At 33.4% G+C, this 23,158-nt stretch carries 28 protein-coding genes, 1 tRNA gene and 2 pseudogenes; 5 read left to right on the forward strand and 26 right to left on the reverse strand.

Translation table 11 applies throughout. From position 1 onward, the window contains the following. The first annotated feature begins 327 nt into the window (after nt 1-327). The 4 genes and pseudogenes from JCM14822_RS05090 to JCM14822_RS24425 all read left to right on the forward strand — a co-directional run bounded on the left by JCM14822_RS05090 (nt 328) and on the right by JCM14822_RS24425 (nt 3,035). Nucleotides 328-2,222: pseudogene (locus JCM14822_RS05090) on the forward strand (OPT family oligopeptide transporter). A gap of 3 nt (nt 2,223-2,225) precedes the next feature. After that, complete coding sequence (locus tag JCM14822_RS05095) at nt 2,226-2,576, forward strand: PqqD family protein (RefSeq protein ID WP_054740252.1); 351 nt, start codon at nt 2,226-2,228, stop codon at nt 2,574-2,576. Nucleotides 2,577-2,680: 104 nt separating this feature from the next. Continuing rightward, nucleotides 2,681-2,833, forward strand: a complete 153-nt coding sequence (locus JCM14822_RS23610) for an alanine acetyltransferase (protein WP_330377332.1) — start codon at nt 2,681-2,683, stop codon at nt 2,831-2,833. Nucleotides 2,834-2,876: 43 nt separating this feature from the next. After that, a complete protein-coding gene (locus JCM14822_RS24425; protein WP_334291644.1) occupies nt 2,877-3,035 on the forward strand; it encodes an alcohol dehydrogenase catalytic domain-containing protein in 159 nt (52 codons plus the stop codon). A gap of 11 nt (nt 3,036-3,046) precedes the next feature. Here the strand turns inward: JCM14822_RS24425 and JCM14822_RS21575 are convergent. From JCM14822_RS21575 to JCM14822_RS05120, 7 genes and pseudogenes are all read right to left on the reverse strand, one after another. Beyond that, nucleotides 3,047-3,547 (reverse strand): annotated as a pseudogene (locus tag JCM14822_RS21575) (alpha/beta hydrolase fold domain-containing protein). Between the two features lie 18 nt (nt 3,548-3,565). Further along, nucleotides 3,566-3,718: a hypothetical protein gene (locus JCM14822_RS21580; protein WP_242861404.1), complete on the reverse strand. Its 153-nt coding sequence runs from the start codon at nt 3,716-3,718 to the stop codon at nt 3,566-3,568. Between the two features lie 53 nt (nt 3,719-3,771). Continuing rightward, nucleotides 3,772-4,386 (reverse strand): hypothetical protein, encoded by a 615-nt coding sequence (locus JCM14822_RS05100; RefSeq protein WP_054740254.1) that lies wholly within the window; start codon nt 4,384-4,386, stop codon nt 3,772-3,774. A gap of 5 nt (nt 4,387-4,391) precedes the next feature. Continuing rightward, entirely contained in the window at nt 4,392-5,237 is an 846-nt protein-coding gene (locus JCM14822_RS05105; protein ID WP_054740256.1) for a metal ABC transporter permease, read from the reverse strand. Continuing rightward, complete coding sequence (locus JCM14822_RS05110) at nt 5,222-5,941, reverse strand: metal ABC transporter ATP-binding protein (protein WP_054740258.1); 720 nt, start codon at nt 5,939-5,941, stop codon at nt 5,222-5,224. Before JCM14822_RS05110 ends, JCM14822_RS05105 begins: the two co-directional genes overlap by 16 nt. A gap of 20 nt (nt 5,942-5,961) precedes the next feature. Further along, on the reverse strand, nt 5,962-6,948 hold the full coding sequence (locus JCM14822_RS05115) for a metal ABC transporter substrate-binding protein (protein WP_157047631.1): 987 nt from the start codon (nt 6,946-6,948) through the stop codon (nt 5,962-5,964). Between the two features lie 82 nt (nt 6,949-7,030). Beyond that, nucleotides 7,031-7,324 carry a hypothetical protein gene (locus JCM14822_RS05120; protein WP_054740260.1) on the reverse strand — a complete coding sequence of 98 codons (294 nt, stop codon included), beginning with the start codon at nt 7,322-7,324 and terminating at the stop codon, nt 7,031-7,033. 424 nt (nt 7,325-7,748) lie between these two features. Between JCM14822_RS05120 and JCM14822_RS05130 the strand changes: the two genes are divergently transcribed. Next, nucleotides 7,749-8,096: a hypothetical protein gene (locus tag JCM14822_RS05130; RefSeq protein WP_172674770.1), complete on the forward strand. Its 348-nt coding sequence runs from the start codon at nt 7,749-7,751 to the stop codon at nt 8,094-8,096. A 422-nt stretch (nt 8,097-8,518) separates the two neighbouring features. Here JCM14822_RS05130 and JCM14822_RS05135 read toward each other — a convergent pair. From JCM14822_RS05135 to JCM14822_RS05215, 19 genes are all read right to left on the reverse strand, one after another. Further along, nucleotides 8,519-8,602 (reverse strand) — tRNA-Leu (locus JCM14822_RS05135). A 186-nt stretch (nt 8,603-8,788) separates the two neighbouring features. Further along, entirely contained in the window at nt 8,789-10,498 is a 1,710-nt protein-coding gene (locus tag JCM14822_RS05140; RefSeq protein WP_054740266.1) for an SGNH/GDSL hydrolase family protein, read from the reverse strand. 34 nt (nt 10,499-10,532) lie between these two features. Beyond that, nucleotides 10,533-10,652: a sugar-binding protein gene (locus tag JCM14822_RS19140; RefSeq protein ID WP_172674771.1), complete on the reverse strand. Its 120-nt coding sequence runs from the start codon at nt 10,650-10,652 to the stop codon at nt 10,533-10,535. A gap of 10 nt (nt 10,653-10,662) precedes the next feature. Continuing rightward, the gene (locus JCM14822_RS05145) at nt 10,663-10,989 is read right to left on the reverse strand and encodes an endo-1,4-beta-xylanase (RefSeq protein ID WP_054740268.1); all 327 of its coding nucleotides are present in this window, start codon (nt 10,987-10,989) and stop codon (nt 10,663-10,665) included. Further along, nucleotides 10,973-11,359 carry an endo-1,4-beta-xylanase gene (locus JCM14822_RS05150; protein WP_054740269.1) on the reverse strand — a complete coding sequence of 129 codons (387 nt, stop codon included), beginning with the start codon at nt 11,357-11,359 and terminating at the stop codon, nt 10,973-10,975. Before JCM14822_RS05150 ends, JCM14822_RS05145 begins: the two co-directional genes overlap by 17 nt. Before the next feature lie 236 nt (nt 11,360-11,595). Next, nucleotides 11,596-12,738 carry an acyl-CoA dehydrogenase family protein gene (locus JCM14822_RS05155; RefSeq protein WP_054740271.1) on the reverse strand — a complete coding sequence of 381 codons (1,143 nt, stop codon included), beginning with the start codon at nt 12,736-12,738 and terminating at the stop codon, nt 11,596-11,598. Between the two features lie 3 nt (nt 12,739-12,741). Next, on the reverse strand, nt 12,742-13,728 hold the full coding sequence (locus tag JCM14822_RS05160) for an electron transfer flavoprotein subunit alpha/FixB family protein (protein ID WP_054740273.1): 987 nt from the start codon (nt 13,726-13,728) through the stop codon (nt 12,742-12,744). Nucleotides 13,729-13,750: 22 nt separating this feature from the next. Beyond that, complete coding sequence (locus tag JCM14822_RS05165; protein ID WP_054740275.1) at nt 13,751-14,506, reverse strand: electron transfer flavoprotein subunit beta/FixA family protein; 756 nt, start codon at nt 14,504-14,506, stop codon at nt 13,751-13,753. A gap of 1 nt (nt 14,507) precedes the next feature. Continuing rightward, a complete protein-coding gene (locus JCM14822_RS05170) occupies nt 14,508-15,473 on the reverse strand; it encodes a 3-oxoacyl-[acyl-carrier-protein] synthase III C-terminal domain-containing protein (protein WP_054740277.1) in 966 nt (321 codons plus the stop codon). 12 nt (nt 15,474-15,485) lie between these two features. Then, nucleotides 15,486-16,118 carry a class I SAM-dependent methyltransferase gene (locus JCM14822_RS05175; protein ID WP_054740279.1) on the reverse strand — a complete coding sequence of 211 codons (633 nt, stop codon included), beginning with the start codon at nt 16,116-16,118 and terminating at the stop codon, nt 15,486-15,488. A gap of 11 nt (nt 16,119-16,129) precedes the next feature. Then, nucleotides 16,130-16,612: a ketopantoate reductase family protein gene (locus tag JCM14822_RS21585; RefSeq protein WP_242861405.1), complete on the reverse strand. Its 483-nt coding sequence runs from the start codon at nt 16,610-16,612 to the stop codon at nt 16,130-16,132. Continuing rightward, entirely contained in the window at nt 16,570-17,055 is a 486-nt protein-coding gene (locus JCM14822_RS21590; RefSeq protein ID WP_242861406.1) for a ketopantoate reductase family protein, read from the reverse strand. The genes JCM14822_RS21585 and JCM14822_RS21590 overlap by 43 nt, the downstream gene beginning before the upstream one ends. Before the next feature lie 4 nt (nt 17,056-17,059). Next, the gene (locus tag JCM14822_RS05185; RefSeq protein WP_054740281.1) at nt 17,060-17,491 is read right to left on the reverse strand and encodes a hypothetical protein; all 432 of its coding nucleotides are present in this window, start codon (nt 17,489-17,491) and stop codon (nt 17,060-17,062) included. Continuing rightward, nucleotides 17,437-18,312 carry a U32 family peptidase gene (locus tag JCM14822_RS05190; RefSeq protein WP_054740283.1) on the reverse strand — a complete coding sequence of 292 codons (876 nt, stop codon included), beginning with the start codon at nt 18,310-18,312 and terminating at the stop codon, nt 17,437-17,439. The genes JCM14822_RS05185 and JCM14822_RS05190 overlap by 55 nt, the downstream gene beginning before the upstream one ends. Further along, nucleotides 18,296-19,417, reverse strand: coding sequence for an acyl-CoA dehydrogenase family protein (locus JCM14822_RS05195; RefSeq protein ID WP_054740285.1), 1,122 nt, complete (start codon nt 19,415-19,417; stop codon nt 18,296-18,298). The genes JCM14822_RS05190 and JCM14822_RS05195 overlap by 17 nt, the downstream gene beginning before the upstream one ends. A 1-nt stretch (nt 19,418) precedes the next feature. After that, nucleotides 19,419-19,670 (reverse strand): acyl carrier protein, encoded by a 252-nt coding sequence (locus JCM14822_RS05200; protein ID WP_054740287.1) that lies wholly within the window; start codon nt 19,668-19,670, stop codon nt 19,419-19,421. 4 nt (nt 19,671-19,674) lie between these two features. Continuing rightward, on the reverse strand, nt 19,675-20,577 hold the full coding sequence (locus JCM14822_RS05205; RefSeq protein ID WP_054740288.1) for a GNAT family N-acetyltransferase: 903 nt from the start codon (nt 20,575-20,577) through the stop codon (nt 19,675-19,677). 2 nt (nt 20,578-20,579) lie between these two features. Then, entirely contained in the window at nt 20,580-22,118 is a 1,539-nt protein-coding gene (locus JCM14822_RS05210) for a class I adenylate-forming enzyme family protein (protein WP_054740289.1), read from the reverse strand. Further along, the gene (locus tag JCM14822_RS05215; protein ID WP_054740290.1) at nt 22,112-23,152 is read right to left on the reverse strand and encodes an argininosuccinate synthase domain-containing protein; all 1,041 of its coding nucleotides are present in this window, start codon (nt 23,150-23,152) and stop codon (nt 22,112-22,114) included. The genes JCM14822_RS05210 and JCM14822_RS05215 overlap by 7 nt, the downstream gene beginning before the upstream one ends. Between the last annotated feature and the right edge of the window lie 6 nt (nt 23,153-23,158).

The raw sequence follows: 23,158 nt of genomic DNA on the forward strand, positions 1-23,158 counted from the left end.
CTACTTGCCCAGTATTTAAAATATTAATTACTTTTACATAACATCTGTAAAATATTTTTCCCTCTCCCCTTTTTTTCTCATACATAATCAACGATTTACTATTTACAATATTCAAAATTTATTATATCTGCTCTAAAAAAAGATTAATAATTATTGTAAACTTTCAATTGCCAAACTAAATGTATTTCGATATAATATTATGTAATTCGTTTTTTTTATAGATATTAATTTTTTACATATTTATTGAAAAACTAAGTATATGTCTAAGAAACATATTATTTAGAGCGAATTATCACATTACATAAATATATTAAAAGGGGCTAGATTATGAAGGAAAATAAAAATGATTTCAAGCCGTTTATTCCTGCGGATAAAATACTCCCTGAATTCACAGTCACATCTGTAATTCTTGGTATTATTCTTGCCGTGGTATTCGGTGGTGCTAATGCTTATCTTGGTTTACGTGTAGGTATGACAGTTTCTGCTTCTATTCCAGCTGCAGTTATCTCTATGGGGCTTATCCGCGTTATTCTCAAGAGAGATTCAATTCTAGAAAACAACATGGTTCAGACAATTGGTTCTGCTGGTGAATCAGTTGCCGCAGGTGCTATTTTCACATTACCAGTTTTATTCATGTGGGCTGCGGAAGATAGCAGTATTGCTGCACCTTCTTTCTTAACAATCACATTCATTGCGATCTGTGGTGGGCTCCTTGGAATTTTATTTATGATTCCACTTCGTACAGCATTAATCGTTGAAGAACATGGCACTCTTCCTTTCCCAGAAGGGACAGCTTGTGCAGAAGTTCTCGCAGCTGGTGAAGAAGGCGGCGAAAAATCAAACTTGTTTTCACAGGTTTAGGTTTTGCCAGTGTTTACAAATTCATCGCTGATGGTCTTTGCTTATTCCCAAGTGAAGTAGACTGGACTATTAAATCTTACAAAGGTTCTGGGATTGGGATGGATGTTTTACCTGCTTTAGTTGGTGTAGGATACATCTGTGGTGCTCGCGTTTCTTCTTACTTATTAGGTGGCGCAATGCTTGCTTGGTTCGTAATCATGCCAATGATGGTTTTATTCGGCGGTAATACCATCTTATTTCCAGCTACTGAGGCTTTAAGTACACTTGATCCATGGACACTTTGGGGAAGTTATGTGCGTTATATTGGAGCTGGTGCTGTTGCAGCTGGTGGAATTTTAAGTTTGATTAAATCTCTCCCACTTATCGTATCTACTTTTGCTAAAGCAATTAAAGGATTCGGACACGCTGGTGGTAATGAACGCACAGCTAAAGACCTTCCTATGAAATACTTAATCATCGGTATTGCTGTACTTATTCTTGCATTATGCCTTGTTCCATCTATTCCAATTGGACCAGTAGCAGCTTTATTAATCGTTATTTTCGGTTTCTTTTTTGCAACTGTTTCAGCACGTATGGTTGGACTTGTAGGTTCATCTAACAACCCCGTATCTGGGATGGCTATTGCAACTTTATTAATTGCAACAACATTCTTAAAAGCAACAGGTAATGTAGGGATCAATGGTATGACTACAGCTATCTGTATTGGAACAATTATCTGTATCATTGCAGCTATTGCTGGGGATACTTCTCAAGACTTAAAAACAGGTTATATCATTGGTTCTACACCATACCGTCAACAAATCGGTGAATTAATTGGTGTAACTTGCTCAGGTTTAACAATCGGTCTTGTACTTTATTTATTCAATGCCGCTTGGACATATGGTTCTTCTCAACTTCCAGCACCACAAGCTACTTTAATGAAAATGGTAGTTGAAGGTGTTATGAATGGAAACCTTCCATGGGGGCTTGTATTAATCGGTGTATTCATTGCAATCTTCATTGAAATCATTGGTATTCCAGTATTACCATTTGCAATTGGTCTTTACTTACCAATTCACCTATCTATACCAATTATGGTAGGTGGTTTAATCAGATTATTCTTTGAAAAACGTCATGCTAAAAATGAGAAGAAAAAAGAAGATGTCATTAGTAATGGTATTCTTTATTCTTCTGGTATGATTGCTGGAGAAGGTTTAGTAGGTATCCTTCTTGCACTCTTTGCCGTTTTCGGTTTAGATTCAAAAATCAATTTAACTAACTACGGCATTAATCTTGGTAACACTGGTGGCTGCGTCTTCTTCGCTATCTTCGTAGCTATTATGATTTTCTTCATTGCAAAAAACACTAAGAAAAAGGCTTAATCAATGAAACAACAAAAAATATCTCAAAATTATCTTGATCAAATTCCTATACCACAAGCTGACCGCCCTTGGCATGTGCGCAAAGATGGCATAGTTGAAATCAATATAGAACACAAGGGATTTTACAATAAAATCGCTCAGAAATTTTTCCATAAACCACGTATTAGTCATATTGCCTTAGATGCTTACGGGAGTAAGGTTTGGCAAAGTATGAATGATGAACGTACAGTTTATGACATTGTGCAAATTATGCAGCAACACTTCCCTCATGAAAAGGATAGAATGCTGGACCGTGTAGTTACTTACATGGCAACTCTTGAGCAAAATAAATTTATCCAGATGTGTCAAAAATAAAATTACATAACAAAGGCTTGCATCAAAGAGAGAGAAGATGCAAGCTTTGTATATTTTCCCTTATAGCTGCTTACTCTAATAAGTAGATTATAAAGGAAGAAGTTATGAAAGCTATTGTATATAAAGGTATTAATCATGTTGAAGTAGAAAAGGTAGATGATCCTACCATTGAAAAACCAGATGATATTGTCGTCCGCATCACCTCTACGGCTATTTGTAGTTCTGATTTACATCTGGTAACATGGACTTGTTCCTAATACCCCTCACTGCTTTATCTTAGGCCATGAAACAATGGGAATTATGGAAGAAATAGGCAAAGAGGTTACTAAAGTTAAAAAAGGTGACAGAGTCATTGTTCCATTCCCAGTTTCTTGTGGCCATTGTTTCTTCTGTAATCATTGTTTATATAGTCAAGAAAACACATGGAAATCACTTTATTTCCTGCTTCTCTTAGCCTAGTTGCATAAACTTTACACTTCATCTCTTAACACATCAGCTTCTCCATTTAAAATCATAGCCTCTAGAAGGTCTTTTAAATCTTCTTTAGTTGCTTTTAAAGGTGAGGCTGTAATTTCACATCGATTCCTCTTATTGGGTACATATTGATTCCAAAACCACATCATACCTGCGCGATACAAATAATAATCTGTGGCAAATTGACGATATGAACATGTATTAAAACCGGCATCTGTGACTGGATAATACAGCAGTTATTTATGAATTTGAGAAGCATTTTGCTGCTTGGCTAAAAATAGTCATTACCGTTGTCATATTTGCTCCCACACTATCTCTTACTACAGTTAAGCAGCTCAAAGCCCTACCTCATCAAGGACACAAAGCAATTGACACAAAATGTCATAACACTGATTAATCGCTGTAGTATATTTTGCTTTTGGTGAACTCGAATACTCAGGAAATACTACAATGCAGTGTGTTCTAGCTGCTAGTTCCCTTACGAGTTTCTCATGGATATGAAAACTGCCAAATACCTATCCTGCACCATGAATATAATAAATCACATAGGGCACGCCACATACTTCTTCTGGTACTACAAAATATACTGTCACACAGCCCCATTCACTTGTAGTAAAAGCTAACTTTTTAATAGCAGCTGAATATTTAAAAACAGTTGAATCTTTCAATCCCTATATTTATCCTATGCCTTATGTAGCCTTTCCTATACTACAGTTTATTTTCAAAATGTATTTAACTGTGCATCCTTCAATCTACAATAAACCGCCGTATTCCCCTCTTCTTGATAGGTTTCAAATATACCAATCACTGTAATTTTATTCCCTTTGTTTGGATATTCATCAGGATATACATGCTCGCCCTTATCCCATATGAATTCTAAGCCTTGTGCGCAACAGGCCGCAGCATCCTTAATCATACAGCAGTGATAACGGTTCTTGATGGATTCATCAAAGACCGGATAATATGTGCCTGTCATCTTAACCTTCTTCCCTATATATGACTCCGGTTCCATCACAAACTGATAGACTGTGGCATATACCATATCACTGTTCATTTGTGTAAGGTCAATATCTATATCCTCTGATTCTACCTGCTCTATTTCATCTGCTGTTTCATTTACCTTTTTATCTTTTTGATTTTCTTGTGCTTTATAACCATTTCCTTCTTCGCTTAAAATAGACTGGTTCATTTGAGCACTAATCACTTGCTGTATATTATTACCGCTACTTACTTTATGCTGGCTCTTTTGCATATTACTAAACTGCGTGTTGATGAAGCCTATTATTCCTCCTATAGCTAAACTTCCAATGATTAATACGCTCTCCACTTTCTTCATTTGTGTCATCTCCTCATTAATTTTCCCATTAAACAGTTCATTAAAAATATCAAGATATCTATAGCAACAATAGTAGATCCTACAGGTGTTGAAAATAAAATGGAGATTAACATGCCTACTAATGCACCCATTACTGATAATATAGCTGAATAGATGACTACACCTTTGAAGCTATACATAATCCGCATTGCAGATAAAGCCGGGAATATTAAAAGTGCCGTAATAAGTAATGAACCTACCAGATTCATTGCAAGCACAATAATCACAGCGGTAATGATTGCAATCATTAAATTATAAAATGCCACATATTTTCCTGTAGCCTTGGTAAAGTTTTCATCAAAGGTCACTGTAAATATTCTGTTATAAAATACACAGAAGAAGGCCACCACTACAATTGACATGCTTATACAGAGCTTCACCTCATCATTTGTCAAAGTCAAAATAGATGTAGAACCAAACAGAGTTGAACATACATCCCCTGATACATTAGCTGATGTTGAAAAAATATTAAGTACAAGATATCCTATAGCCAATGCCCCTACTGATAACATAGCAATAGCTGCATCCCCTTTAAGCTTTGTATTCTGCCCTGTTCTAAGTAATAAAATAGCAGCAGCAATTGTAACAGGCATGATGAACAATGTATTATTGGTCAGCTTAAAAAGTGTAGCCACCGCCATAGCACCAAATGCTACATGCGACAATCCATCTCCAATAAAAGAAAAACGCTTTAATACAAGAGTAACACCCAAGAGTGAAGAACAAAAAGCTATTAAAACACCTACAATCAGTGCATATTGTACAAAGGGGTATGTGAGATAAAACTGTAATTGTCTTATAATATTTGCCATTTTTTTTCTCCCCCTAAGCTCAAAAATTGCTTCGCTATTTCTTGCTTCATATACTGCTTCTTAGTGCCAAAGAAACTTTCATCCCTTGTAATATGCAATATATGTGAAGCATAAGATAAGGCTTGCAAATCATGAGATACCATAATAACTGTGATCCCATTTTTATTGAGTTTGTTAATCAGTTCATAAAAAGCTGCTGTTACTTTAGGGTCAAGTCCAGTCACTGGCTCATCTAATAAAATGATTTTCGTTGTAGCACACAATGCTCTTGCAAGGAGCGTTCTTTGCTGCTGTCCACCTGAAAGGTTACGATAACATTTTTTACGAAACTCCCACATCCCAAGCTCTTTTAACTTTTCTTCTGCTAATTGCTTCTCCTTTTTGCCATAAAACGGTTTCTTCCCCATATGCGCTATATTTCCAGATAACACCACCTCCCAAACAGTAGCTGGAAAGTCCTTTTGAACCATAGTCTGCTGTGGTAAATAACCCATTTCATATGCTTTAAAACCATCTCCAGTTATTATTTCTCCCTCTATAGCATCTTGTAAATGTAAAAGTGTTTTGATTAAAGTACTTTTACCTGCTCCATTTTCTCCAACAATACAAAGGTAATCTCCTTTATTGATTTCAAAGTTTATATGAGATGCTATTTTCTTGCCATCATACCCAAGGGATAAACCCTTGCAACTCATGTATGCCATCATTTCTCCTCCAGTTTTCTCTACTTAAGTGCCTGCTTTAATACCTCTAAATTCTGTAGCATTACAGAATAATAAGTCGTTCCACCACTTAGCTCATCATCGGTGATAGACTGAAGAGAATCCATTACTAATATTTGTTGCGCTTTATTACTTGTATTTTGTTTAATTGTCTCTGCTATTTTCTGGTCAGAGTTTTCAATCACAAGAATTGATGATAGACCTAATGCATCTACCTTTCCTGCAAGGAAAGTAATTGTCTCGAAGCTGGCATTAGTCTCTGCGCTGCATCCTACAAAGGCTGCATAATAATTAATACCATAGTCATCTACAAGATAACGAAATGGGAAACGGTCTCCAAATACAACTGTTTTTTTACTTGCACTATTTACAGTTTCCTCATACTGCTTATCTAATGCATTAAGTTTTGTAATATAATTTGCCCCATTATCCGTATAATCTGATGCATTAGTGGTATCTATTTCCTCTATGACTTTTGCTAACATTTCTGTAAGCGCAGCTGCATTTTTTATTGAAAGCCATACATGCTCATCATATTCTGGGGCTTCTTCTTCGCCTTCCTCTACTTCCATACCTTCTACTACTTCTTCCTCTTTCACCTGACTACCAAGTGATTCAAGCATATTAATGACTTTCACATTCTTATTCGTTGCCTCTTTTAAAGCATCCTTAACCCATCCATCAGATTCACCGCCTACATAAATGAACATATCAGCAGATGCAATTTTTGAAATATCTTCTGCTGTAGGTTGATAACTATGAAGATCTACACCATTATCAAGAAGTAATGTTAATTCAAAGTCTTCACTATGACTGCCAATAATTTCTCTTACCCAATCATATTGAGGAAATGTGGTACATACGATACTATACTTTTTATTCTCACTACTAGTATTTGCTGTATTAGCACATCCAGCAAATACCATAACACTCATTGCAAGTACTAAAACTATAGCTAATATTTTATTTATACAAATTTTTTTCTCCATCAAAAAAGACCTCCTAATCATAAATACGCATACTAAATAAACCTGAATATATCCAGGTCTAGCTTGTTTTATGATTAAAAGATCAATTCAGCATTTCTACCTTTAGGGAAATGAGCGTATTTTTATGAACGTATACTCTTTTAAATACTGCCCTTGTTAGTGTGAACACACTTAGAATTGTCAGTGTCACTGACAATATAGGAATAAATTTTATACTTGAAATAAATTGTGCTGCCTGATTGATTTCTAGGCAAATAGGACAGTCATGTCCAGTACATTTATGCCCAAAATTTTCGATGATAAAAATGGTAGAAAACAAAAGCCCTGCAAGTAAAACTACAGCAAGAATTAATGCTATAACTTTATTTTTTTTCATGCAATCCACCTCCGTTTAACCACCTTTAATTGCAAACCATTTGCATTCTCGATTCTATTACAAAATTTTCTCAATGTCAATATATATTTTATCTCTTAGTAATAATCTTTTTATACATTTATCTCTTCATGATTTTTTTACTAACCATCGTATCGCCATCACTTTTATAGGTTCTGGTTTATTACTTATATTAGGAAGTGAAATGGGATTATTTGATGCCGATTTGGATTTTATGGAATTCCCTTCCGAAATTATTATACTTATCATTGTACTTTCATTGTTCACAGAAGTTTTTAAACGTTTATCTTTAATTGACTATATTGGACATTATTTTATCAAACTCACCAAGGGTAATCGCACTCTTATTATGATTACTATTCCACTACTTATGTATCTTACTTCTCTTTTTATGAATAACTAACCGTTGTCTTACTTTTTACCTTATATGGCACTTTATATGACTATGGAATATGATTTACCTACCATTCCTCTTCTTGTAAGTATTATTATTGGTTCCAATATTGGTGGCGCACCACTGCCTTGGGCAGATACACCTGCTGTGGTACTCAGCTTATATACAGATTTTACGCTGCTTGACTTTTTAAATAAACTCTTTATACCTTGTTTCATTTTTACAATCTGTTTATCTTTCTATACTTACATTTGGCATAAATACTTTTCACTTCACCATCGCACATTGCCTTTTGCAAAAAACTCAGGTATCTTAGAAAGAAGTAAGGCTTCCACTTATTTTATTTATTATTTGCATTAGCATAGGATTTACGTGTCACAATGTCTCCAACATGCATAGGCTATACACTACTTCTTTATTTTTCTAATATATAATATGGCATTGACTTATAAATGGACACGTCTTACTTCGTTTAAGAGTTTTTTAAATTAATTTCATCTTAACTATTGAGGCTTTTTTGAAACCTACTTAAAGAACCTGGTTTTACACCAATATAAGAATCAATGATTTGTCCGTTCAATCTCCGCTGCAAAAAGCCTTTGCACCGCTAAATTAAAGCCCTGATCTGCTGCAACACTTCTTTTTGAGCTGAACTTAATGTAATTTGTAATACTGATTCTAACTGGTTTAATCCTACAATCAACTTTTTTAAATAATTTTATATAAATAACAAAAAAAAATAGGCTACACTCAATCCTGAATGTAACCTCTTTTTTTAATAATGCGGGAAAAGGGACTTGAACCCTCACGATTATACAATCACTAGATCCTTAGTCTAGCCTGTCTGCCAATTCCAGCATTCCCGCATTTGTTTCCTTATCTGACATATATTATTATATATAAATGCTTTCTATATGTCAATACTTTTTTATTTTTTCTTTTATTCTTGGTAAGGTGTCCAAATACCCACTGAGGGTGTGGAGATTTAGAGATACTTCATAGATATCCTCTAAACCTCCACGCCCTCAGCTGACCCTTTTTGCCATATTATCTTAATCTTGGGTATAACCAAATCCTAAAATTGTAAAGTATTTATCTTCATGACCTTCTGCCATTTTAATTTCTACTTCATGTCTCTTACAGTCTTTTTCATCATATAAAATAATAGCATTACAATGATTCCAACCATTAAGGTAAGGCTCTGCTTCTCTTGCTAATTTACCATCTACATAGATACATGCTTTACCAAAGTTTGGATCCCCAGAATCTTTGAAAACTAATAATAAGTTTTTACTCTCTATAGAGATTTTAAAGCTTTCTGACCCTGATTCTGGCGTATGCTGCCAGTTAAATGGGAACTGTGGTGTACCACAAGTATCTTCATTCATTTCTACATATTGAAGCACTTCATCTGTAGCCGTAAAGCCGCCTTCTACAATTTCAGTACCTTCTAATGTATAATGACGATCAATACAGTGCACATTTGTGAAAGAATTTCCCTTTACTGGCTCTGTAGGATAAGCTGTGATTTCTTCATCCCAGCCAGCAGCTGCTACTTGTTCAAATAAGTAAATGAGACAATCTGCCATGACTTGATGCCCATCATTAGTTGGATGGAATATATCATAGAAATACTGTCTTTTTGAAATAACGCCGCCTTCAGTTCTTACTAAATCAAACTGAGGTGTTACTGCATCTTTTACGCTGACCATTGGTACATTATAATGCATTCCTATTGGTGATAAACGTTCTTGTAAATTGAAATCATCAGAGAATACACTAAATAGAAGCACTACAGCTGGTTTATTTGGTGAAGTTAAGCATTTTAATACTAAACTTTCGAAACATGCCCCTTTTGTTTCATCCCCTTCATCATTGACTGCAAATTCAATAACTACTAAATCCGGCTGCGCTGCTCCATCTCTTAAAACATCGCGTTCATAACGAATCATACCGAGCTCTGAAGGCGTGCCACCTACACCAGCTTTAATATAATGCATATTGGCACCATGATTTGGTGTGAACTTTTCTTTAAGGGCTTCATAAGATCTAGCTGCATAACATTCAGAATGAATTGGTTTCGCCCCAGCGCCTTGAGTAATAGAACCCCCAATATACGCTACAGTGACTTCTTCACCTTTTTGAGCTTTTTCAAGGAATTTCTTTAAGCGATAATTATTACCCTCATCCATTAAAGATTTTGCAATCATCTCTTTGTAAGCTGTACTCTCAAACGCCACTGGTGGGTCTACTGAGATTTCTGGTATATCATAACCATCTGCTACATAAAGCTTCACGCTTACTTTACCTGTCATCCCTACTTCTGGAAACTCAAAAGCCATCATACCTACTACATCATCATCTTCAGACCATTCATAGTCCTCTAAATCAAGCATATATTCTGCTCCATTGCAAGGACAAGTCATCTCAATGCGTGTTCCTCCATTATAGCGGTCCACTTTGCCATAACTATGAAATACGAAATTCACTTTTTCGGTTTCATTACTTGAAACTGTTACCCCAATCTTTTTAACAAGCTTTCTAAAGTCATTAGTTTTATCAAGTAAATCTAATATCTCTTGGTCTTTAATATCGCCTACAATTTTTGCATTGTTCATTAAGCGGCCACAGTCTAAATAAATATCTTGTGCTGGACTTTGTCCTTTTCTTTCTAAGGCTTCTACGATTGTATCTAATAAAATATAAAAGCCTTTTTGTTTTTCTGTTGGATCCTTAGGTGCCACTGGTCCTCTTTGTATCATTGTAATCCCCTCGTTTTCTATATATCATTTATGCTTATTTATTAAGCTTTAATGCGCCATAATTTTCTGTGCTTGCCCAGCCATTACCTGTTAAGTCACTCCAGTTAGCCACGCTGTCTCTTGCACCATTACCATTTTCATCGTTGTTAATCAACAGTTGTCATCTACATTGATTTACCTTCATTTTCATTGTTACCATCATCTTTTGTAATGCCGGCTACTTCCGCTGGAAGACACATACCATTTGGCGTGTCTGGATTAATGGCTTCATTTACAATATCCCATGCATAAAACTCTACATCTAGGTACTCCTTTTGTACTGTTTCAAAGACGCTTTTAATATAATTTTCAAGTCTTTGTAACATCACTTCCTTTGAAGCATTAGGTGCTGCTGGATCTTTAGAGAAGTTTTCTTTGAAGAACCAGTTAGGTGTTTGAGAATGCCATGTGAAAACATGTCCCCTAACGACTACATTATTTTTTTGCTGCAAATTTTAAAGCCGAATCAGTTGCTTTAAAGCTGATTTGTGGATGAATTTTGTCCCCTTTATTGGCATTCATATAAGCAACTGTAGCATCATAATCTAATAAAAAATCTGGTTTCATTTCATTGCCACAAGTATAACTATTAAAATGTTTGATAATAGCTGCCTTATCAATCTCTGAAATATCTTGTGTAGAAATAGCAGTTCCAATTTTAAAGTAGTCTTTATATACCTCCTTTAAAGAAGAAATATCTTCTAAAACTACGCTTCCTGCTTGCCTGGTATTTACATCTGCTCCCTGTGCAACATTCACATCCTCCGCACATATTGGTGCAGTTACTCCCATCATAGATGTCATTGCCATAGCTACAGACATTAAATATACTATACTTTTTTCATATTTTTCTCTCCTCTGCTTCTACTTTTTGTGCATTTTGCACTATAATCTTATTATAAAAAATTTTCAGCATATAAAAACCCAACAATTTTTATACTTTATCATTACTTTCTATAGCACTTCATAAAATATCTCTCTAAAATGAATTCATCTGTCAATTAATAAAAGCCTGTGATAATAGATTTTTTTCTCATCATCACAGGCTTTTATGTTTCTTAAAACTTTCTTCTTAATTCTTTAGCTACTACGTTTCGTAATATTTGATTGGTTCCCTCATAAATCTGAGTAATCTTAGCATCTCGCATACGTTTTTCCATTGGATATTCACAGACACAGCCATAACCTCCAAAAATCTGTACCGCATCTGTTGTAACTTTCATAGCTGTATCAGAAGCAACAATCTTACTCATAGCTGACTCTAATATAAAGTCCTTTTCACCTTCATCAATTAGCTTACATGTATGATATACAAGATGTCTTGAATATTCAACCTGCATATACATATCTGATAACATATGTTGAATGCTTTGGAAATTAAAAATCTTCTCACCGAATTGTTTTCTAATTTTAGCATATTTCATAGCATCCTCAAATGCACCTTCAGCTATACCTAGTGCCTGTGCACCTATAATAGGGCGAGATAATTTCAATGTTTCCATGGCAATATTTATGCCATCGCCCACTTTTCCTAATACTTGACTTAAAGACACTTCACATTTATCAAATATTAACTCACCAGTCTTTGAAGCACGCATTCCCATTTTGTCTTCAATCTTACCAAAAGAAAATCCTTCTGTCCCTTTTTCAACCAATACAGCAACAAACTGTGTTCTTCTGGCATTCAGAACTTTTGCTATAATGACATATATATCTGCTATTTGTGCATTTGTAATCCAACACTTTCTACCGTTTAATACCAACGTATCTTCTTTAATTTCAGCTGTTGTCTCCATGCTTCCTACATCACTACCAGCATTACATTCACTAATGGCAAAGGCACCTATCTTCTCCCCTATAGCTAATGCTTTTAAGTATTTTTCTTTTTGAACTTCATTCCCATACTTCATGATAGGAATAGCCCCTAACATGGACCCTGCAATAGTTAATGCTATGGCACCACATACTTTACTCAGTTCTTCAACGATGATAGCAAAATCCATGAAGCTGCCACCAAGTCCGCCATAGGCTTCATCTATTAATACACTTCCTAAACCAAGTTCATACATTTGATTAATTATTTCTACTGGAACTTGTTGCTTTTCATCCAATTCTCTTACATACGGTTTAACATTTTTTTCTGCAAATTCTTTTACTACTTCTTTAAATGCCTGTTGCTCTTCGGTTAAAAAATAATTCAAGTACTATTCCTCTCTTTCTTTAAAATATGTCATTAATAAATCTACTGTTTCAAAGACATCTCCTACATAACCATAATTAGCATATTTAAATATCGGTGCATCTTGCTGCTCATTAATGGCTATAACTGTAGCGCTCTTCATCATTCCTGTAATATGTTGTGTAGCACCTGATACACCCAGTCCTATGTACACTTTCGGTGCAATGCTTCTTCCCGTCTGACCTATTTGACTACTTATATCCATTAATCCCTGATCTACAAGTGGTCTTGTACATCCTACTGCTGCATTCATTAATTTCGCTAATTCATAGACCTTATCAATCTGTTCCTTGTTTTTAAAGGCACGTCCAATGACTAGGACAACATCGCTGGTCATAATATCCTTTTGTGTTTTATGTTCCACCACTGATTGGATATCCACACTTAAACCTTCTTGTGCCTCAAATTGCCAATGTGTCACTTCAGGCGTTAACGTTTCATGCCTCTTAAATTCACTCGTACACTTTTCAAGCTGAGCAATTGTTATAGCCGCAAACTTATCTTTAGGAACACTATACATTGCAGTTACCTTACCATATTGTATTTCTTTCTTACATATCAGCTGATTGTCTTGTTTAATAAAAGTTAGAATATTCCCCAAGATTTGCCCTTTATTTAAAGCTGCTAACTGTGGTAATAACTGCTTTGTATAATCATTTTCTACACCTATAATCGTTTTACATTTTAATGCTTCTACTACACTTTGTATTGCTGTAAGCACTTGATTTAAATAAGTCCCATCAAAAAGATTGGTATAAAAAATCTGTGCCACATTAAATATTTCTGTCTTAAATACTTCTTCATTCACTTCATCTTGACATAATACTATTGCAGTCAAATGCTCAGCAGCAAATACACCCTTGCAATATTTTAGTATTTCAGCCGATTGGCTGCTCAATCCTTTTTGATTTCCTTCAAGTACAACTATTACCTTATCCATCATATTAATCATATTAATCATCCTAATATCCTATTTATATACTTTTAAAAACCTGAATTAGTTCTTCTTTGGCATCCTGTTCTATAAAGATACATTCTTTATGATTTACTACAGCCTTTAAGTCATGTTTTTCTAGCATACTGTCATTTAAATGTTCCACAATCTCATCTATACTTATTTGATCACATTGTTTCTTCTTAGCCAGCATGATTCCTCTTAATGTAGGATATCGTGGCTCATTAATCCCTTTAGTTAAACCTAATACCGCTGGTAAGTTTTCTTTTGTATTTAATCTTTTACCACTATCTAATAGAAGCTGTGCATAAAAGACTTCTTCTTCTAAATCAAGTTTTATGACTGAGTTCATACAAGGTAATTCTAAAACTTGTCCTAAATAATATACTAAGCCATATTCACCATCATCAATGCGCTGGCGTCCTGTTAATATCAAATCAAACGTTTCATTAAAATAATAATGTTTCAAACACTGTACTTCTTCAACTATTGTTACATAAGACTTGTTAGTCGTCACTTGAACCATACGATCCATTCCCATAGCCAAAGCATAATCGATTACCTTTTTACAAGTGTCATCACCGATAATCATGCCCACTACTTCTACATTTTCTTTAGCTTGTTTAATCTTCAAGGCCTCTTCAATAGCATATAAATCATATGCATTAACCTCATATTCTAGTTCATCATGATTACTAAATGCTTCACCTTGTGAATTAATAACTACACTTTTTTCACTATTTATTACTTTTCGTATATAAACTAATATTTTCACCTTATTTCACTCCTCTTAATAAGAGTGCATTCCAACTCGTTCCCCAACCAATACCATATGCAATCATGTATTGCTCTTTTTCAATTAAATGTTCATTATAGATATCTGTAATATTTCTGATTGAATCTACATCACCAATATGTGCACCTCTTGGTATGTTATCTAAATAGAACTTACTCATAGGTACTTTTAATAAAGCTGCATAAATTTCCCACCCTGAATAAGTAGTATTTTGAGGTGATATAACTTTAATATCATCCATTGTTAATTGATTTTGTGCGATTAATTGTTTGATAGTCTCTGCACCATTATTTAAATACTTCATAAGTTCTCGATAATTTCCACGCTTTGTAAAGCTATCTATACTATAGGTATAGCTTCCTGTTGTGTGAGATAAATAATCATCTATTACAAAACGTTTTGGTTTTTTCTCAACATAAACAAGTCCTGCACCATCACTGATTAAAGTTAATTTTACATCTCTTTTTTCAATGTTCTTTACCATACTAGATGATAAAATTAATGCTGAACGATACCTTCCTGATTGAATCATACTTTCAGCAACTTGCATACTTGTTAACGCTGCACCACAAGTTTGTTCAAGATTAAAAACAGTCGCACTCACCATATCAAACTTCTTCTGCATATAATAAGGAATGCTCACACTATTTTCACCTAATTGTACAGTCTTTGTATAAATGATCAGATCAATTTCATCGGGTTTTACATTGGTTTGTTCAAAAAATTTACTAATTAAGTCCACAAAAATGTCAACTTCGTTTTTCTTATCATTAATGTAAATCCCTTTAATCTTTCTTTGCTTATAAAAATTATTGCAATAAGCTTCTAAGTCTTCGAATCCTTCAGGAAGGACGAAATTCTCAAGTGATGAATAAAATTCATATGTACTTACAAATCGCTCAGGTAAATAATAATCACTATATGAAATACCTACTTCTTCGCTCAAAATATTCCCTCCTTATTTCTTAATAATTGCTAAGATTCTATTGGTATCTGTATCAATTTTAACTTCTCTAAAATAGCCACATTTCCCAAAATAATGTTGGATTTCTTCTACACTATAAGGCCCATGTACTTCATTATCATGATGGCTTAAGAACTTTCTACCAAATGGATTATCTATAAACTCACTTGCTAAAATAATGCCACCTTTCTTTAAGATACGATTCATTTCATTTACGATATTTTTAGGATCAATTAATTCATGAAGTACATTAGATAAAATAATCACATCTGCTGAATTATCTTTTATCGTTGTATGTTCAATCTGTTCTTTCTTAATTGTTACATTAGCACCTAAGCCTTTTTTATTTAAGTTTTCTTTTAAACGATTGATCATCATATCTGATAAATCAACTGCAATAATTTTTCCATTAGGATTCGTTTTAGCAGCTATTGATGTGAAGTATCCTGAACCTGCGCCTAAATCAACTAATGTTGTATTGCCTTTAAAGTTTACTTTGATTTCTTTTTTCATCATACGTGTATGTTTATTTGAAAAAATATAAAATCCAAATATAAATCTTAATGAAGGAGATGCAAATACCTTTCCCCAAAATCTTCCTTTAAAACCAGACCATGCGTTTTTCATTATTTCAGCTCCTATATTGTATTTTTATTAATTAAACTATAAACCTCTGTAATAAATGGTGCTGCGATTTGATGTTTCTGCGCTAAATCAATAATTGTTTTACCAAATAATTCTCTTTCATCAGGTCTCTTTGCTTCATAATCTCTTTGGAAAGAAGTTTTAGTCTCATAAGGGAAGTTAGTTGCCTTTTGATAAGATGTTTCAATCATATCATTCGTTAAATCTACCCCTTCCTTTTGACCTATTGTAACAATCTCTTTCATAATGCCACGTACTCTTTCACTACTTGAAGCATCTTCATATACTTGACCTAATGTTTTATTTTCACTTGCCGTAACCATACCATATGCTGCGATAAATATGTATTTTTGCCATATTTCCTTAATGTGTTCCTGAGTAAAATTATATTTGATATGTGCCTCATCTAATAATTTACACACTTCTTCCCCATTTACTTTAGGATTTTTTGGATCTGGTCCAAAATGATTGTGCATGCACCGCCATTTTGTTCAACAACGCCAGGTTCCTTGATATGCGTTCCTACATAAACACAAGCAGGAAATACAGTTCCCGTTTGAATAACGTTTCTAATCCTAGAATAAATATCTACCCCATTTAAAAGCGGAATGATTATTGTATTTTCATTTACTTTATTTTTTAACTGTACTAATACATTAGCAAGGTCATATCCTTTAACACATATAAAACAAAGATCTAACATAGGTAATTCATCTATATGATCTGTAGCCAAATAAGGCGCACACTTGAAATCTCCCTCTTTATTGGTTTTTAATAATAATCCCTTTTCCTGTATCGCTTTTAAATGATTTCCCCTTGCAATAAAGTATAATTTTCTTGTCTCCTTGTCAGTCACTTGTGACAATTTACCTCCAAAATATCCACCAACGCCACCTATGCCTATAAATGCTATATTCATACTACTATTCTTCCTCCTTGAAAAAGATTCTACTTGAACTTACGTCACTTAATGCTTGTTCTGCTTTTACAATTGCACGTTCTCTAGCCTCTTCATTGAAGACTACTGTCTTATTCGCCCATTTACTACAATATGTACATGCCGTTTCACTATCTTCTGTGTGATTACATACCTTATCATTGCAATCATAATGAGTAATGAATTTCTTTATGAATCCATCTAATTTATTATTATCAATGTACGGTAATTCATAGAAAATAGCTTGTCTATAATTGGTGATACGTTCTTTATTGTATCCACCCTTTTCGATTTCTTCATTGAGCTGTTCATCATGTAACTTACCATACATGTTACCTTTACCTACATAATTTAATATATCAATTAAATTGCCATCATAATGTCTATTGGCATAAGCTTCAGCACTCTGATAAGCCAAGGCGTTGTTCTTCCTCTTTCGGTAAGTTTAATAGAAAGCTTGTCATATCCCACTTCTTCACAAAGTTGTTCATAATATACAAGGTCTTCTGGTCTAATCCAATCTGAAGATATAATTTTACTAGGATCTTTAATTTTAATTAAATTACAGTTCATAACTTGATAATCTAAATGGAATACACGAGACTTTTCATCACTCTTTGAACCATGACTATGTGTTACTGCATGATTGCCATGGAATGGACATTCATGAAGACATGTATTATTACCTATTAAACGTAATTTTAAATCAAGCTTCTTGGCATAAGCAAATAACACTTTTAATTTTCCAAAATCTCTATTTACACGTTGATCTAATGTTACTTCATCCGCACCAATGTTTTTCCAGTATTCTAATTGATTTAAACTATCAACTTTGTTATATACAGAAATAGAAACGAAAAGATCTGGGAAATATGATTTTACAATCTGACATAAATAAGGTGATGCAACTGTTACACCATCTATGTGAATCTCAACTAATTTTGTTAATAGTTCTACAACACTCGTATGGAATTCTTTATTAAATTCCTTGCCACCTAAACATAATGCATTTAATAAATAATTAAACTTAATGTTATGTGCATGACAATAATTAATATATTCTTCTAACTCCTGCCATGAAATAAATGGTAGTCTAATAGATGGTCTTCCTCCACCTACAATATCATTATTAAATTTTCCATAAACCCATTTAAATGCATCATATTTAGCAAGTACATCAATCATTTCTTTATCAAAGTTTGTTGCAATATCAAAATCAACTTTATAATTCGCACTCATTATTTCTTTGCCCCCCTATACTCTTCTCTACACGTTCAATATATTTATATAGTGCATTACGAAGTACATCATTGGCGCCACCACCAATAGTTAATCCTACAATATCGTTAAAGCTACTAATTATATGACTCTCCTCAGTAAATCCATAGCCGCCACATAACTTAGCACATTGCAAGATTACATCTTGTGCCATTTCAGTGGCATTAATCTTAGAAATTAAAATTTCTTGCATACATTCTTTCTTGGCCATAATTTGATTCATAGTTCCTTCTACAAATCGTTTCATCATCACAATCTTACTTTGCATATCCACTAATTTATGGCGTACAACTTGGTAATCTAAGATTCTTTGTTCTACACTACCTCTATGACTTAAGAATGCAATAGTATCTTCTAGAATCGTTTCAGCTAATAATGTCGCGTATAATGCTAGATCAATACGTTCAAATTTCAAACACATAGGCAGCATAAATAATCCATTTCCTTTACGCCCTAACAAATATTTATCTGAAATTTGCTTACAATCAAAAGTTAAATATGAGATTTCAGCTACTTGATTTCCTAAAAAACTGTTTTTCTTCTCAATCTTAAATCCATCCATACCTCTTTCTAATAAAAAAAGACTAATACTATTATCTGGTACTGTTCGTGTAGCTAATAAAAAGTAATCTGCAATTCCGCCATTACTTGTATAGTTCTTAGCACCACTTATGGTCCATCTGCCTTCTTCATCTACAGTTGATGTGGTCTGCATACTATTGTAACTTGAACCATTAGCTGGCTCTGTTAATGAGAATGCCCCTATTTTTTCACCTGATTTTAATTGTTCTAATGCTTTTTCATGATAATCATTGGTCTTTAATCTCTGTAAGCATTCAATAATCCAACCTTGGCTTAAATAGCTTACTAATAAGCCACTTAGATTAACTTTTGTTAAAGTTTTAATCATCTTTTTATGCTTTTCTAAAAGTTCTTGATCTTGTCTATTATATGCACGACTAGAAATACCTAATAAATCATCTTTCCCTAATGCTTCAAAGATAGATTGCATACAATTTTCTTTATTTATATAAGGCAAAATATCCTTATTAATTATTTCTTGCATATTACCATCCTCTTTTGCTTTCTACTAAATTGGCTAATGCTGTAATGGTATTAAATGATTCTGGTACTAATTCCACATCATCTATTTGAATATTAAATGTTTCCTCCACGAACATGATTAAAACTAAAATTCCAGATGAATCGATAATTTGATCATCTAATAACAAAGTATCAGGTGTTAATTTACTAGCTGTCTCTTCTGTTAAAAAACGTTCCTTAATAAATTCCATAATTTGATTTATAGTATTCTCCATTTCATTACTCCTCATTATAAAATTTTTTAATTACTTCATCTGTTCTTGGCAAATCATATGGTTCACCTAATGCACCATATAACTTTTCTAATTCTGCATGATGTGCCTGATTATTTTCTATAACAAACATATACTTAGTCTCTAAGTATTTATCCTTTTGAGGTAACTTTTCAAAATACTCATTAGCACCCTCATGTACCTTAATCAACATATATTCATAACCTTCTTCGTATAAATAAGCACTTACGATATTCAATGCTTCCTCTATCCTATTTATTTCTAGACTATTTAAACGAACTATTTCTGCCCCTTTTTTGCCATTATGTACTATTTCTCTATATATGAACTCCCCCATTGGCTGCTTATGACTTACAATCTTCCTGCAATAATATTCTTCTTCACTATACAACCACAAATCCTTACACTGACTTATCTCTTGAACCTCTAAATAAACGTCTACTTCCTTATCCCGCTTATTTAATGCAATGCACCAACTATTAATGTTTTGAATTATTTTAGGTCTTAATGCAAACTTCCAAGTAATCATTGCCTCACGGTTAATAGGGAAAAATATAAAAAGATCAATATTTTCAAAAAAACCATCTAATAAACACTGAATTGTCTCCTTTAAATAACCTTTCATACGATATTTAGGATCAATGATAAAATCACTAAATACGAGAGCTGTATGCCCATCTATTTGCTCATGCTGTACGCCAAAGAAACCTACTATCCGTCCTTCAACCTTAATGCAGTATCCTTCTTTCAAATCAGCCTTTAAATATCTTTCCTTAAAATACTGATTGGACATACTACGTATAAAATGTGTATGCAATGCCATTTCCTGCACATGCCAAAGTTCACACCATAACGCAATTTCTGATTCATGTACTTTTATAATTTCCATAATCATTCTCCACTCATTAACGTCATTAATTGATTTCTCTTTAACTTACCAGTAGCTGTTCTTGTAAGTTTCTCAACAAAAACAACTTTGTGAGGCACCTTATGTATGCTTAATCTTTCTTTACAGTAATCAATGACCTGCTTTTCTTGCAATTCTTTATCTGGTACTACAAATGCATAAATAGATGCACCTAAGTAATGACTTAATTTATCTTCACTGGCTTCTTGTACACCTATTACGCCAACTTCCTTTACACCTTCAAGTGATAAAATGACTTTTTCTATCTCAATTGGGAAGATGCGTTCTCCCCCTACTTTAATCATTTCATCTTTTCTACCTTTAATATAAAGATATTCCTCTTCATCTAATGCCCCAAAATCACCTGTATACAAGAAACCATCTTTAATCTTTTCTGCTGTAAACTCTGGATCATTTAAATAGCCTTTCATAATGTTAGGTCCTGATACAATGACTTCACCAAATTCCCCACTTGGCAGTACATTATTATCTGAATCTACAATGCGAATCACCTCACCATCTAATGGCTTGCCTACAGAACCTGGCTTCTTGCTATATTCACTTGCTCTAAGTATAGAAATACGTGCTGTTGCTTCTGTCTGACCATACATCACATATATATCTAATTCTTTTTTATCAAGTTGTTTTAATACCCAGTCAGATACAGGTTCCCCTGCTAAAGTGACATATCTTAAACTTGGTATGTCTTCTTCTAAGAACTTAGAACGTTTAAGCAGCATAATGAAATTAGATGCTACTCCTGCAATGCTTGTACACTTATGATTTTTTAAATCATTTAGTATAAATAAAGGTAATAAAGAATTATCATTAAGAACTAAGCTTGCACCTCTTTCAAGATGACTTAAAATAAGTGAATTACCATATGAATAATAAAAAGGAATGATTACAAGCATCTTATCTGATTCTTTAATGTCTATTCGAGATACTATTTGTTTCATATTGGCGAGTAAGTTATTATGACTTAAGCAAACTCCATTTGGTGTTCCCTTAGTGCCTGATGTAAAAATAACTTGTGCTGTATCTTCTGGGCTCATTTCACCTTCTTCATAATCTTTTTCAAGTGGCTCACAAAGTGCTTTATAAGATTTGATTTCAATAGGTCCATCTTTATCTGTTTCTTCACTATCAATCACATAAACTTCCACATCATTTAATACGCTTTGCTCAATATGATAAACTTCTTGTAAATAGTTCTTACTTACAAACAATGTAGTGATGCCTTGCTTAATAAAATCACATAAATTATTGGCCTTACTCCTTGTATTAATACCAACTACAATATTATGACTTCTTATAATGCCATAATAGCAACATATATACGCGATTGAGTTAGGTGCAAAGATTCCCATTAACTGCTGGTCATGTTCCTTTTTTAATCGACTTGCAATACATTTACTTGTTTCATTTAAAGCCTCAAAAGACAAACTATTATTCTTCTGCACAATATAAGGTTTATCTTTGAATATACTAGCACTTTCTTCTAAGACTTCATGTATTAGCATATGTCATCCTCCTTTATTCCTAACTTAGTTAAACAAGCTTCTAATACTTGCCTATTCGTTTGCTTATTTAATTTATCTAATCCTTCTTCTCTTGTAAGCTTACCTTCTCTTATGAGTTCACTAATTTCTTCACTATAAGGATTATAACCATATCTCTTTTCATGGACATAATTACCTAATGTATTTAATAAACAGTTCGTTGAACTTGCATCTGTGTTATCTGGATATTTCCAGCCTAATTCAAGAATTGTCTTTTGTACCTTGTCAAAGTCATATTCGTTAAACATCAAAGGATTTACAAAGTATGGTATGCTTATATCTTCTGAATCATATGCCTTAGCTGTTAACAAATATTTATCCATATGTGAAGCTAAAACTGTTTGATGGGCATTCGTAAATACTTCTTGAGCTTTTTGTAAAAATCGTTTATTAGGTTGCATAATGACTGAACGTTGATCGATTTGACCTGGTGCCCAACCGAAAATCATCATCGGAATATCCTTCTCTATACATACTTTAAGTAAATGATATCTAATAAAATTAATACAGGTTGTACAAACTGCTGATGCACGCATTAATGCGGCCTGAGAATACATATTTTCATTTTTAATCGCATTAATAAACATTTGTCCTAATAAATCTATACGTGGTTCAAAAATAATATTATCAACGCCAAGCTTCTCTGATATATTTTTAATATTGTCCTTAGCTTGATTTGATAAGAAACCATTATCAAATGTATAAGTCAATATTTCTAAGCCGTATTTATTCTTTAAAAGATTTAATGTATATGTACTGTCTTTCCCACCACTGAAAGCTAATAAGCAATCATAGCCTGTATCTTTTCTATCTTGCTTTAACTTCTTAATAAGTTCTAAGAATTTAGCTTCTGTATCTTCTCTAATCATTTCTACTTTCTCTTTTTCTTTCCTAGGTGAGTTACAATGATTACATACACCTTCTTCTGAAAAACTAATTCCTGGGAAGCTACTATTTAATACACATTTCTTACAGACTTTAATATCCTTGTCCATTTCATC

This window comes from Cellulosilyticum ruminicola JCM 14822, from assembly GCF_001311925.1.
GTDB lineage: Bacteria > Bacillota > Clostridia > Lachnospirales > Cellulosilyticaceae > Cellulosilyticum > Cellulosilyticum ruminicola.

Coding starts and splice junctions, on each gene's coding strand:
- JCM14822_RS05210 (WP_054740289.1), bottom strand. CDS start 22,118: ATGCTAATACATGAAGTCTTAGAAGAAAGTGCTAGTATATTCAAAGAT.
- JCM14822_RS05160 (WP_054740273.1), bottom strand. CDS start 13,728: ATGATTAATATGATGGATAAGGTAATAGTTGTACTTGAAGGAAATCAA.
- JCM14822_RS24425 (WP_334291644.1), top strand. CDS start 2,877: ATGGAAGAAATAGGCAAAGAGGTTACTAAAGTTAAAAAAGGTGACAGA.
- JCM14822_RS05100 (WP_054740254.1), bottom strand. CDS start 4,386: ATGAAGAAAGTGGAGAGCGTATTAATCATTGGAAGTTTAGCTATAGGA.
- JCM14822_RS05105 (WP_054740256.1), bottom strand. CDS start 5,237: ATGGCAAATATTATAAGACAATTACAGTTTTATCTCACATACCCCTTT.
- JCM14822_RS05215 (WP_054740290.1), bottom strand. CDS start 23,152: ATGGACAAGGATATTAAAGTCTGTAAGAAATGTGTATTAAATAGTAGC.
- JCM14822_RS05110 (WP_054740258.1), bottom strand. CDS start 5,941: ATGGCATACATGAGTTGCAAGGGTTTATCCCTTGGGTATGATGGCAAG.
- JCM14822_RS23610 (WP_330377332.1), top strand. CDS start 2,681: ATGAAAGCTATTGTATATAAAGGTATTAATCATGTTGAAGTAGAAAAG.
- JCM14822_RS05095 (WP_054740252.1), top strand. CDS start 2,226: ATGAAACAACAAAAAATATCTCAAAATTATCTTGATCAAATTCCTATA.
- JCM14822_RS05195 (WP_054740285.1), bottom strand. CDS start 19,417: ATGCAAGAAATAATTAATAAGGATATTTTGCCTTATATAAATAAAGAA.
- JCM14822_RS05115 (WP_157047631.1), bottom strand. CDS start 6,948: ATGGAGAAAAAAATTTGTATAAATAAAATATTAGCTATAGTTTTAGTA.
- JCM14822_RS05190 (WP_054740283.1), bottom strand. CDS start 18,312: ATGAGTGCGAATTATAAAGTTGATTTTGATATTGCAACAAACTTTGAT.
- JCM14822_RS05120 (WP_054740260.1), bottom strand. CDS start 7,324: ATGAAAAAAAATAAAGTTATAGCATTAATTCTTGCTGTAGTTTTACTT.
- JCM14822_RS05205 (WP_054740288.1), bottom strand. CDS start 20,577: ATGGAAATTATAAAAGTACATGAATCAGAAATTGCGTTATGGTGTGAA.
- JCM14822_RS05175 (WP_054740279.1), bottom strand. CDS start 16,118: ATGAAAAACGCATGGTCTGGTTTTAAAGGAAGATTTTGGGGAAAGGTA.
- JCM14822_RS05200 (WP_054740287.1), bottom strand. CDS start 19,670: ATGGAGAATACTATAAATCAAATTATGGAATTTATTAAGGAACGTTTT.
- JCM14822_RS21590 (WP_242861406.1), bottom strand. CDS start 17,055: ATGAATATAGCATTTATAGGCATAGGTGGCGTTGGTGGATATTTTGGA.
- JCM14822_RS05140 (WP_054740266.1), bottom strand. CDS start 10,498: ATGATACAAAGAGGACCAGTGGCACCTAAGGATCCAACAGAAAAACAA.
- JCM14822_RS05150 (WP_054740269.1), bottom strand. CDS start 11,359: ATGTCTGTAGCTATGGCAATGACATCTATGATGGGAGTAACTGCACCA.
- JCM14822_RS21585 (WP_242861405.1), bottom strand. CDS start 16,612: ATGCACAATCATTTTGGACCAGATCCAAAAAATCCTAAAGTAAATGGG.